The sequence below is a fragment of the Phocaeicola fibrisolvens genome (assembly GCF_025567125.1).
GTDB classification, from domain to species: domain Bacteria; phylum Bacteroidota; class Bacteroidia; order Bacteroidales; family Bacteroidaceae; genus Phocaeicola; species Phocaeicola fibrisolvens.
The window spans coordinates 99,789-111,600 of record NZ_JAOQJI010000006.1 but is presented as its reverse complement, the minus strand read 5'-3'; the positions used below and the strand labels follow the sequence as shown (position 1 = coordinate 111,600).

Below are 11,812 nucleotides of genomic sequence, written 5' to 3'. Positions count from 1 at the left end.
TAAAGATAGAGGTATTTGGGTATGAAAGCGTTATCCTTGGCGTTTTTCCCGGATATTCTTCAAGAATTCATCTACCATACGGTTCCCTTTCTCCGTAGTAATCCCTCTCATGTGCAGAATGGTAATCTCACTGTAAATCTCTGCCAAAGGATAATGTAAAGTAATATCGGAGTAAATCAACAGGTCCATCTGCATGGTCATGGTCTGATTGATAATCTGAAAATTAATGTCATCACGGAATATGCCTTGTTCCACCCCTTTCTGAAAATACTTCACAGCATCCACATCATTTCGCTGCTGCTCTTCATGTATGAAATCCAACACCTTGGGATACTTGCGCAAATCGCGGAAAAACAAAGGGTTTACCTGACACAACTCGTTGACCTTTCGTTCATAAAACGTAAGAACCACTTCCAGTACGTTGTCCGCCCTGGAAGTAAGTTCTTGCATGTCTTGATTGACGCACTGACGATAAAAGCTGAATACCTCCAGCAACAACTGTTCCTTGTCGCCGAACAATTCGTAAAGTGTACGTTTGGAAATGGATAGTGAGCCTGCAATGTCGTCCATGTGGACAGCCTTAATCCCCAAGCGCTTAAAAGCCTTTGCCGCAGTATCTACGATACGCATTTTCAGCTCTTCACGATTGCTTTCTCTTCTTCGTCCTGCCATCGTTTTTTCTATCAATGAATAATACCTAATTGAGAAGATTCCACAAACTGAAGAATATTCTCAATTTCCGGTCCGTGGGGAATCTGTTCCCGAATACGGGCTAATGCATCATGTTGAGACGTATTGGCTTTATACAAGATACGGTAAGCCTGTGCAATGTGCTTGATCACCGTTTCAGAAATGCCGGTATATTCCAGCACCTTCGTATTGATACTGTAGAACGCAATCGGTTCGTGAGCAGCCACGATATAAGGAGGGATATCCTTGATGAAACGGCATCCACCCTGTACCAGCGAATAACTACCCAGGCGCGTGTTTCCCTGCATCAGCACATTCGATGTCAGAATGGCACAATCATAAATGATACAGTTACCGGATACCTGTGAACCGTTTCCGATGATACAACGGTTTCCCACTTCCACATCGTGTGACAGGCGAGCACCTGTCATAATGAAATTGTTATCACCTACTTTTGTGGCGTGTGAAGCATGTGTACCACGGATAATCACGGCATTTTCACGAATCACATTATGGTTCCCGATGATGGCCAGTGTATCTTCTCCTGTATAAGCAAAATCTTGGGGAACAGCCGCAACGACTGCTCCCTGATAAACCGTATTGCCGTTTCCCATGCGCGTGCCACTCATCAGGCTGGCGTAGGGCATAATCACATTATCATCGCCTATCTCTACATTCTTGTCGATATAGGCAAATGGATGCACCGTCACATTCTTGCCAAGTTTGGCCGACGGATCCACATAAGCTAAAGGACTAATCATGTTTCTTCATATTTAAGGTTACTTATTCTCTTCCTCCACCCAGTGCACTGTACAGGTTGATGACAGCCTGCATACGCTGGAAATTATCTGAAACTTCGCTCAACTGGGCGCTCAATAAGTTCTGCTGTGCAGTCAGAATTTCCAGGTAAGTAGCATCACCGCTCTGGAACAAAGCCTTGGTGTAAGTCACTGCCTTATCCAGTTGTTCCACCTGCCCACGGTCTTCCACCAGTTTCTTGTTCTGTGTGTCATACAGGAACAATGCGTCGCTCACTTCCTTACCTGCTTCCAGAATCGTCTGCTGGTAATTCATCTGCGCAATCTTTTCTTCTGCCTTCGATACTTTCAAGTTGGCAATCAGCTTACCATTGTTGAAGATAGGCTGAGCCAGTGAAGCCACCGCATTCAGAATCAGTTTTCCCGGATTCAGCACTGCCATTCCCGCACTGTTTGTCCATCCGGCGGTACCCGTGATATTCAGTCCCGGATAGAAAGCGGCACGTGCCGAATTAGTCGTATAATAAGCAGAAGCCAAGGTCATTTCGGCCATCTTCACGTCCGGACGATTTTCCAGCAACTGCATCGGAACCCCGGCTGTCAGTTCTTCCGGCATTACCTGTGCATCCAGTGTACTACGGTCGATAGTTTGTGGAGTTCTTGCCAGCAACACAGCCAATGAATTCTCCGTTTCACGTACCTGGCGTTTCAAATCCATCAAAGAAGCTTCTACCTGATGACTTGCCGCACGCATCTGTGCCACAGCCGCTTCAGTAGTCATACCAGCAATCTTCATGGCTTCCATCACCCGTACGTTTTCCTTATAGATGGCAGCCGTTTCAGTCGTGATTTCCACCTGACGGTCAAGCATCAACAAAGAATAGTACGTATTGGCAATGCCGCAAATAATCTGTGAGCGCACAGCCTGTTCAGAATATTTACTCTGTTCGTAAGCCACTTTCTGTCCACGCTTTGCATTCAGGATTTTCCCGAACAAGTCAATTTCCCAGCTGGCAGAAACCGGCAGTTGATAAGTCTGTGTCGGTTTCGACTTGTCAAAACTGCTCAGTGTTCCCTGAGGAGTAAAGTTTATAGTAGGCAAGTAAGACAACTTCGCAGCAGTCAGCATCACTTTTGCTTCCTGTACGCGAAGGGCAGCTGCCTGCATATCCACGTTGTTGGCCAATCCTTCTTCAATCAAAGCCTGCAGTTTTGCATCACGGAACACTTCCTTCCAAGGCAGATTTCCCATATTGGCTGTGTCCGAAGCCAACGTATCGGTTGCCGAAGCCGGGTCGCGATAGATGCCTGAGGCATCTATCGTTTCCGGACGGTCGTAAGCTTTATAAATGTGGCAGCTGCTCATCATGGCAGTCAGACACATCATTCCTATTATCTGTTTTTTCATTATCAATCTTATTTATGCGTATTAGGAGAATACTGTTCAATTTCAGACTCTACTTCGCTTTCATCGAGGCTATCCCATTCCATCGGTTTAACCTTTTCTTGCAGCCACTGGAAGATGACGAACAATACAGGAACGATGAAAATCTGCAAAATCATACCGATTAACATACCACCGATAGCGGAAGAACCCAATGTACGGTTACCGTGAGCACCTACACCGAAAGCAAACATCAACGGAAGCAAACCGACAATCATGGCCAAAGAGGTCATCAAGATAGGTCGCAGACGAGCGGCGGCACCGAGAACGGCAGCCCATGAGATACTCATACCCTGCTTACGACGGTCGAGGGCGAACTCTACAATCAAGATGGCGTTCTTTGCCAACAGACCCATCAACATAATCAAGGCAATCTGCATGTAGATATCGTTTGACATAGAACCGACAATCATCTTCAAGGCCGGGATGCTACCCAATGCACCGAATCCGTTGACAAAGATAAAGCTACCCATCAAACCGAACGGTACGGAAAGCAATACGGCCAGCGGAAGGATGTAACTTTCATACTGGGCACTCAGCAACAGGTACACGAATACAAAACAGAGCACAAAGATGATACCTGTCGTACTGCCGCTTGAAGAAGCCTCCTCACGCGCCATACCTCCCAGCTCGTAACCAAATCCGGTCGGCAGGTTTTCCTTAGCCACTTCTGCAATGGCTTGCAGTGCCTGACCTGACGTATATCCGGAAGCCGGAGCCACCATCACCTTCATAGAAGTGTACAGGTTGAAACGGCTGATGATATCCGGCCCATATACTTTCTTCAAGCTGACGAACTGAGTGATAGGTGCCATTTCTCCGTTGCTTCCACGCACTTTCACGCCATTTAGCGATTCCATGTTCTTGGTGGCATCCGGTTCAGCCTGAATCATTACACGGTACATTTTACCGAAACGGTTGAAGTTAGATGCGTACAAACCGCCGAAGTATCCCTGCATGGTAGAAAGGATGTCACTCGGACTGATACCCGCCTTCTTACAAGCTGCCGCATCGATATCCAGCTGATACTGCGGGAAGCTCGGGTTGAAGGTGGTCTTCGCAGAGTTGATTTCCGGCCGTGCTTCCAAAGCTGCGGTATAACTGTTCACCACTTCAAAGAAATGATCCAAGCTACCACCGGTCTTATCTTGCATGTTCAACTCGATATCACTTGATACAGAGTAACCCGGAATCATCGGAGGAGCAAAGAACAATACCTGTGCATCCTTGATGACTTTCTGCGCACGCATGAACAAAGTCGCATAAATAATATCTGAGTTCTGCATCAATGAACGTTCTTCCCAGTCTTTCAACTTGATGATGACAGAACCGTAAGAAGGTCCCTGACCACCGATGAAGCTATAACCAGAAATAATAGTACGTGACTGAACAGCCGGTTCTGCGGCTACCAGGCTGTCTACCTTGGCCAATACTTCCATGGCACGTTCCTGTGAAGTTCCAGGAGGCAAGGTCACGGCACCCATGATAGTACCTGTATCTTCGTTCGGCACCATACCGGTCGGAGTAATCTTCATGAAGAAAATCAACAGCACAATAGAAGCAACTACCAGTCCCATTGACAGCCATTTCTTATGGATAAAGAATACCACACGTTTTTTATAACTCTTCAACAAAGAATCGTAGGCCGCATTGAAAGAGGTATGGAAGCGATCGATCATGCTCATCTTCTTCGGCTTATGTTCGGAATCATGCGGTTTCAGGAAGAGGGCACACAAGGCCGGTGACAAAGTCAATGCGTTCAATGCAGAGAAGGCGATAGAGATAGCCATGGTGATACCGAACTGACGGTAGAATGTACCGGCTGTACCACCCATGAAACTTACCGGAATAAATACGGACATCATGACCAGTGTAATGGATACCAATGCACCACCCAGCTCGCTCATGGCATCGATAGAAGCCTCACGAGAAGATTTGTATCCCTGGTCCAGTTTTGCATGGACACCTTCCACCACCACAATCGCATCATCGACCACAATCGCAATGGCCAGCACCATCGCCGACAGGGTCAGCAAGTTCACACTAAATCCAATCAGTTTCAAGACAAAGAAGGTCGCAATCAAAGCTACCGGAATGGCAATGGCCGGAATCAACGTAGAACGCATATCCTGCAAGAAGACATACACTACAATGAACACCAGGATAAATGCCTCAATCAAAGTCTTGATAACTTCGTGAATAGACGCATACAAGAAGTCGTTGGCATTCTGTGCCACGTTAATCTTCAAACCGGCAGGCAAACTTTCTTCTGCTTTGCTGATTACATCCAACAAGTTGTTGATGGTTTCCGTAGCGTTGGTTCCCGCCATCTGGAACACGATACAAGTTACCGCCTTATGACCATTTACTGTATTATTAAAGGTATAGGCCAGACGACCCAGTTCAATACGGGCTACATCTCCCAAACGAAGCACTTCACCGTCGGGCAGAGCCTTAATCACAATGTCTTCAAATTCTTCCGTCTGCTGCAGACGTCCTTTGTAACGGATAGTGTACTGGAAAGTCTGGTTACCACGTTCACCAAACTGTCCCGGAGCCGCTTCAATATTCTGTTCGGCCAAAGCATTAGAGATATCTGCCGGCACCAGATTATATTGTGCCATGATATCCGGCTTCAACCAGATACGCATAGAATAGTCCTGACCCATCACGTTGGCATCACCCACACCTTTCACACGCTGAACTTCCGGAATCAAGTTGATTTTAGCGTAGTTTTCAATAAACTCAATGTTGTATTTATCTTCTGCATCATACAAAGAGAAAATCAACAACATGGAGTTCTGACGTTTCTGCGTAGTCACACCGACTTTAGTTACTTCAGCCGGCAACAGACCCTGCGCCATAGAAACACGGTTCTGTACGTTGACCGCCGCCATATCCGGATCGGTACCTTGGTTAAAATATACGCTGATATCAGCAGAACCGTTGTTGGATGCACTAGACTGAATGTACATCATGTTTTCCACACCGTTAATCTGGTCTTCCAGCGGAGCAATCACTGAGTTCAATACAGTCTGTGCGTTCGCACCTGTATAAGTAGCTCTTACCGATACGGTAGGAGGCGCAATGTCCGGATATTGTGTAACTGGCAAAGTAGCCAGACCAATCACACCCAAAATGACTATCAAGATAGAGATTACCGTTGATAGCACCGGACGGTTAATAAATTTATCTAGTTTCATTCTTTAATACAATTTTATTTCAGTCCCGGGAATCCCGTTCTCTTACACGCCCGTAACGGTCATCACGAGATTCACCTTCTTTTACGAACCTTTATTAATTAATTGAAAGCTGTCTGAATGTTACCCTCCTTCTGATCCTGCAAAGCTTTCTGATATTTAGCTTCCTTTTCAGCCGGAGTAATCGGAGTAATCTTCTGTCCGTCGCTCAAAGTCTGAACACCCTCGACTACAATCTTGTCGCCTGGTTTCAAACCACCTGTCACGATGTAATTCTTTCCATCGTTCAAGTTGGAAATCTGCACTTCCGTATGTTTAATGGTATTGTCTGACTGCAACACATACACAAACTTCTTGTCCTGAATTTCCTGAGTAGCAGTTTGGGGAATCAGAATCACATCACTCATCGTGTAAGGGAATACCACGTTTGCCATACCTCCACTACGCAGCACGTTCTGCTTGTTCGGGAAAATAGCGCGCATGCTTACAGAACCGGTGCTCTGGTCAATCACCCCACTTACAGCATCAATCTTACCTTCCTCGGAGTACATAGTACCATCTGCCAGTTGCAATTTCACTGCCGGCATCTTTTCCAGCTGTTCCTTCAATGTACCTCCTGCACGAGTCAAGGCCAGCAACTGCTTTTCAGTCATAGAGAAATACACATACATATCGCCAATCTGAGAAACTGTAGTCAGCGGTTCAGCTACCGACGGACTAACCAGCGCACCCACACGATACGGGAATGTACCGATTACACCATCCGACGGACTAGTCACCGTACAGAATCCCAAGTTTTGTTTGGCAGCGGCATAAGCAGCTTCTGCCTGGGCCAGACTAGCCTTTGCAGAAAGCAAATTATTGACCGCAGTCTGATATTCAAAGTCGCTGATAATCTTCTGTTCGTGCAACATTTTCTTGTTGGCCTCCGTAGAAGTCACAGTTTCCAGGTTAGCTTTAGCTGAAGCCACGCTTGCCTTCGCCTGGTCGTATGCAGCCTTGTACTGTGTCGGGTCAATCTGGAACAACGCCTGTCCTTTGTGAACGGTCGCACCTTCATCCACACACAACTTAACAATAAAACCTGAAACTTGAGGACGGATTTCGATGTCCTGCAAACCCTTGATTGTTGCCGGGTACTGAGTTGACTGGTTAGTGGAAGTAAATGCCACCGCCTGTACCGCAAATTGATCATCACCCATTTTCATACCCCCCTGACCACCACAAGCAGTCAGAACCGAAAGAGTCAATGCATAGAATGCCACTCGGCTAGAAGAAAGACTTCTGTTTCTTTTTGTGCTCATACTTATATTCATAACTAAAAATTGATTTTATTCTTCACTCTCTCAAAATATAAAGTTCTTCAATGAAAACTTTAAGCCCTTTTTTAGTTTTTAATGGTGCAAATATAGTGAAAAAGTACAGCCTGAAAAACGGCCTTTAACTAAGAATAACCATAAAACGAAGATATACTTACATATAGCCAAATTAATCCGACCAATTGACGATAAACATCGACAAAAAACATAAACAAAATTCGTTTTATAGTTTTTTTCAGAAAAAAACAGTCCATTTGTTATTTTATTCCTACATTTGCGCAACGCTTTATTCTTTGAAATACCTAAAAAACGAAGAAATTATGACAAAAATAACAAAAGAAGCTGCTTTGCTCTACCATTCGCAAGGCAAACCGGGGAAAATCGAAGTAGTCCCCACCAAACCCTATCAGACACAGAGGGATTTGTCATTGGCCTACTCTCCTGGAGTAGCAGAACCCTGTCTGGAAATCCAAAAAAATCCGGATACGGCCTACGATTATACCGACAAAGGTAACTTGGTGGCCGTAATTTCCAATGGAACCGCCGTATTGGGATTGGGTGACATCGGCGCCATGAGTGGAAAACCTGTCATGGAAGGAAAAGGTCTGCTGTTTAAAATCTATGCAGGCATCGACGTATTCGACATCGAGGTAAACGAAAAAGATCCGGATAAATTCATTGAAGCCGTAAAGGCCATTGCCCCAACTTTCGGAGGTATCAACTTGGAAGACATCAAGGCTCCTGAGTGCTTCAAGATAGAACAGCGTTTGAAAGAAGAACTGGACATTCCGGTAATGCATGACGACCAGCATGGTACAGCTATCATCTCCAGTGCCGGCTTGTTGAATGCCTTGGAAGTGGCAGGAAAAAAGATTGAAGACGTAAAAATCGTGGTCAATGGAGCCGGTGCTTCTGCCGTATCTTGTACGAAACTCTACGTCTCACTCGGTGCCCGTTTGGAAAACATTGTTATGATTGACAGCAAAGGAGTCATCTCCAAGCAACGTACCGACCTCAACGAACAGAAAAAATTCTTTGCGACCGACCGTACCGACATCCACACCTTGGCAGAAGCCATTAAAGGTGCCGATGTATTCCTCGGGCTGTCCAAAGGCAATGTCCTGACACAAGATATGGTGCGCAGCATGGCCTCTCATCCGATTGTCTTCGCCTTGGCCAACCCGACTCCGGAAATTTCCTACGAAGATGCCATGGCTTCCCGCCCGGACGTATTGATGTCTACCGGACGTTCCGACTATCCGAACCAAATCAACAATGTCATCGGATTCCCCTACATTTTCCGTGGTGCCCTCGACACCCGTGCCACTGCCATCAATGAAGAAATGAAACTGGCTGCCGTACGTGCCATCGCCGGACTGGCCAAGAAACCGGTGCCCGACGTGGTCAACGAAGCTTACCATGTGAACAACCTGACTTTCGGACCGGAATATTTCATCCCAAAACCGGTAGACCCGCGCCTGATTACCGAAGTCTCCATGGCCGTAGCCAAAGCTGCCATGGAATCCGGCGTAGCCCGCAAACAGATTACCGACTGGGACGAATATAAGAACCGCCTGAAAGAGCTGATGGGACAAGAGAACAAACTGACCCGCCAGCTGTATGAGACTGCCCGCCATAACCCACAGCGTGTGGTCTTTGCTGAAGGCATCCACCCCAATATGTTGAAAGCTGCCGTGGAAGCCAAGGCCGAAGGTATCTGCCACCCGATTCTGCTGGGCAACGAAGAACGCATCGAAAAACTGGCCAAAGAACTCGATCTGAATCTGGAAGGCATTGAAATCGTCAACCTGCGTCACGACCGCGAAGCCGAACGTCGCGAACGCTATGCCCGCATCCTTTGCGAAAAACGGGCCCGTGAAGGTGCCAACTTCCAGGAAGCCAACGACAAGATGTTCGAACGCAACTACTTCGGTATGATGATGGTAGAAACCGGTGAAGCCGATGCATTTGTTACCGGACTATACACCAAGTATTCCAACACCATCAAGGTAGCCAAGGAAGTCATCGGCATCCAGCCGGGATACAAACATTTCGGTACCATGCACATCCTAAATTCCAAGAAAGGCACCTATTTCATTGCCGACACCCTGATTAACCGTCATCCGGATACCGATACCCTGATTGACATTGCCAAGCTGTCAGCCAAAGCCGTACGTTTCTTCAATCAGGAACCCGTGATGGCCATGCTGTCCTACTCCAACTTCGGTTCCGATACCGAAGGTAGCCCAGCCAAGGTACACGAAGCTGTGAACCAGCTCCATCAGGAATACCCCGACTTGGCTATCGACGGCGAAATGCAAGTGAAATTTGCCTTGAACAATGCACTCCGTGACGAGAAATATCCTTTCACCCGCCTGAAAGGCAAGGAAGTGAACACACTGGTATTCCCGAACCTGAGTTCAGCCAACGCCACCTACCAGCTCATCCAAAGCATGAGTGAGACGGAGGTCATCGGCCCGATTCAGATGGGATTGAACAAACCGATTCACTTCACCGACATCGAAAGCTCCGTGCGCGACATTGTCAACATCACCGCCATTGCCTGCATCGATGCCATCGTCGACAAAAAGAAAAAAGCGCAATAAGCGTTTCATAATCCATTAAACCCACACGGAGGTACAGCCGCAAGGAAACCTGCAGATTCCCTTGCCCGTCTGTTCCTCCGTGTATCATTTATTTCCAACTTACAGCTATGAGAAAACCGCTCAACCACACCCAATGTGTCGTTCTGACCCTCTGCTGGGCCGCCCTTTGCTTTCTGGTCCTCACATCCGCCCCTAAGATAGACGGTCCGCTCATCGTCATGATACTTATTTCAGGAGCCCTAGTATTTATACCTGTTATCAAGTCGCTTAAAAACAGAAACAAATAAACACAAATAAGTTACTAAAAGAATATTTTTGACACCTCTTACTCACTTTTCTTGATTTATTGTTGCATGAAAGAAATTTTATCTATATTTTTGGCACATCAAACAATCGAATGACGATTAACCTGATTAATCAAACCAATAAATAAGACAGATAATCTTTTAAATTATGAATGCAGCGAAAGTTCTGGAAGATCTGAAAAGAAGATTCCCCAATGAACCTGAGTATCATCAGGCAGTAGAAGAAGTGTTAGGAACCATCGAAGAGGAATACAACAAACATCCTGAATTCGATAAAGTCAATTTGATTGAACGCCTGTGTATTCCTGACCGCGTATATCAGTTTCGTGTCACTTGGATGGACGACAAGGGCAACATCCGCACCAACATGGGTTACCGCGTACAACACAACAACGCCATTGGCCCGTACAAAGGTGGTATCCGTTTTCATAGTTCCGTAAACCTGGGAATCCTGAAGTTCCTGGCTTTCGAACAGACCTTCAAGAACTCACTGACTACCCTTCCGATGGGTGGTGGTAAAGGTGGTTCCGATTTCTCTCCACGTGGTAAGTCCAATGCTGAAGTAATGCGTTTCTGCCAGGCTTTCATGCTGGAATTATGGCGTCACATCGGTCCTGAAACCGACGTTCCTGCCGGTGATATCGGCGTAGGCGGTCGCGAAGTTGGCTATATGTTCGGTATGTACAAGAAACTGACCCGCGAGTTCAGCGGCGTACTGACGGGTAAAGGCCGTGAATTCGGTGGTTCACTCATCCGTCCAGAAGCTACCGGTTATGGTAACATCTACTTCCTGCTCGAAATGCTGAAAACCCGTAACATCGATATCAAGGGTAAGACTTGTTTGGTGTCTGGTTCTGGTAACGTAGCACAATACACCGTAGAAAAACTGATTCAGTTGGGAGCCAAAGTTGTCACCATGTCCGACTCCGACGGTTACATCTACGACCCGGACGGCATCGACCGCGAGAAACTGGACTACATCATGGAACTGAAGAACCTCTACCGCGGACGTATCCGTGAATATGCAGAGAAATACGGCTGCAAGTACGTAGCAGGTGCACGTCCATGGAATGAAAAAGCCGACATCGCCCTTCCTTCTGCCACTCAGAATGAAATTAACGGTGACGATGCGAAAGCCTTGATTGCCAACGGAGTGTTTGCTGTATCCGAAGGAGCCAACATGCCTTCTACTCCAGAAGCCATCCGCGTATTCCAAGAAGCTAAAATTCTTTACGCTCCGGGTAAAGCAGCCAATGCAGGCGGTGTATCTGTATCCGGTCTGGAAATGACACAGAACTCCATCAAGCTGAGCTGGACACAAGAAGAAGTAGACGAAAAGTTGAAGAGCATCATGAAGAATATCCATGAAGCATGCGTGAAATACGGTACGGAACCCGACGGTTATATCAACTATGTAAAAGGTGCCAACGTAGCTGGATTCATGAAAGTGGCCAACGCCATGATGGCTCAAGGTATTGTATAATATTTAT

The 11,812-nt window shown here is 46.6% G+C and carries 8 protein-coding genes; 3 read left to right on the top strand and 5 right to left on the bottom strand.

Annotated elements, in window-relative coordinates; translation table 11 throughout:
- Positions 1–30: 30 nt before the first annotated feature.
- The 5 genes from OCV81_RS04335 to OCV81_RS04315 form a co-directional block, all read right to left on the bottom strand.
- Complete coding sequence (locus OCV81_RS04335) at positions 31–672, bottom strand: TetR/AcrR family transcriptional regulator (protein WP_148328696.1); 642 nt, start codon at positions 670–672, stop codon at positions 31–33.
- 11 nt (positions 673–683) lie between these two features.
- Positions 684–1,451: an acyl-ACP--UDP-N-acetylglucosamine O-acyltransferase gene (gene lpxA / locus OCV81_RS04330; protein WP_148328694.1), complete on the bottom strand. Its 768-nt coding sequence runs from the start codon at positions 1,449–1,451 to the stop codon at positions 684–686.
- A gap of 22 nt (positions 1,452–1,473) precedes the next feature.
- The gene (locus OCV81_RS04325; protein WP_148328692.1) at positions 1,474–2,856 is read right to left on the bottom strand and encodes a TolC family protein; all 1,383 of its coding nucleotides are present in this window, start codon (positions 2,854–2,856) and stop codon (positions 1,474–1,476) included.
- An 8-nt stretch (positions 2,857–2,864) separates the two neighbouring features.
- Positions 2,865–6,095, bottom strand: a complete 3,231-nt coding sequence (locus OCV81_RS04320; protein ID WP_148328690.1) for an efflux RND transporter permease subunit — start codon at positions 6,093–6,095, stop codon at positions 2,865–2,867.
- Between the two features lie 98 nt (positions 6,096–6,193).
- Positions 6,194–7,300: an efflux RND transporter periplasmic adaptor subunit gene (locus OCV81_RS04315; protein ID WP_394802515.1), complete on the bottom strand. Its 1,107-nt coding sequence runs from the start codon at positions 7,298–7,300 to the stop codon at positions 6,194–6,196.
- 431 nt (positions 7,301–7,731) lie between these two features.
- Here OCV81_RS04315 and OCV81_RS04310 point away from each other — a divergent pair, with 431 nt between their 5' ends.
- The 3 genes from OCV81_RS04310 to OCV81_RS04300 all read left to right on the top strand — a co-directional run bounded on the left by OCV81_RS04310 (position 7,732) and on the right by OCV81_RS04300 (position 11,805).
- Positions 7,732–10,017, top strand: coding sequence for an NADP-dependent malic enzyme (locus tag OCV81_RS04310; protein WP_148328688.1), 2,286 nt, complete (start codon positions 7,732–7,734; stop codon positions 10,015–10,017).
- Between the two features lie 107 nt (positions 10,018–10,124).
- Positions 10,125–10,304, top strand: coding sequence for a hypothetical protein (locus OCV81_RS04305; RefSeq protein ID WP_148328686.1), 180 nt, complete (start codon positions 10,125–10,127; stop codon positions 10,302–10,304).
- A 166-nt stretch (positions 10,305–10,470) separates the two neighbouring features.
- Entirely contained in the window at positions 10,471–11,805 is a 1,335-nt protein-coding gene (locus OCV81_RS04300) for an NADP-specific glutamate dehydrogenase (RefSeq protein ID WP_148328684.1), read from the top strand.
- Positions 11,806–11,812: the final 7 nt, after the last annotated feature.

Excerpts from the sequence above, each read along its gene's own strand:
- OCV81_RS04335 (WP_148328696.1), bottom strand. The coding sequence starts at position 672 with ATGGCAGGACGAAGAAGAGAAAGCAATCGTGAAGAGCTGAAAATGCGT.
- lpxA (WP_148328694.1), bottom strand. The coding sequence starts at position 1,451 with ATGATTAGTCCTTTAGCTTATGTGGATCCGTCGGCCAAACTTGGCAAG.
- OCV81_RS04325 (WP_148328692.1), bottom strand. The coding sequence starts at position 2,856 with ATGAAAAAACAGATAATAGGAATGATGTGTCTGACTGCCATGATGAGC.
- OCV81_RS04320 (WP_148328690.1), bottom strand. The coding sequence starts at position 6,095 with ATGAAACTAGATAAATTTATTAACCGTCCGGTGCTATCAACGGTAATC.
- OCV81_RS04315 (WP_394802515.1), bottom strand. The coding sequence starts at position 7,300 with ATGAAAATGGGTGATGATCAATTTGCGGTACAGGCGGTGGCATTTACT.
- OCV81_RS04310 (WP_148328688.1), top strand. The coding sequence starts at position 7,732 with ATGACAAAAATAACAAAAGAAGCTGCTTTGCTCTACCATTCGCAAGGC.
- OCV81_RS04305 (WP_148328686.1), top strand. The coding sequence starts at position 10,125 with ATGAGAAAACCGCTCAACCACACCCAATGTGTCGTTCTGACCCTCTGC.
- OCV81_RS04300 (WP_148328684.1), top strand. The coding sequence starts at position 10,471 with ATGAATGCAGCGAAAGTTCTGGAAGATCTGAAAAGAAGATTCCCCAAT.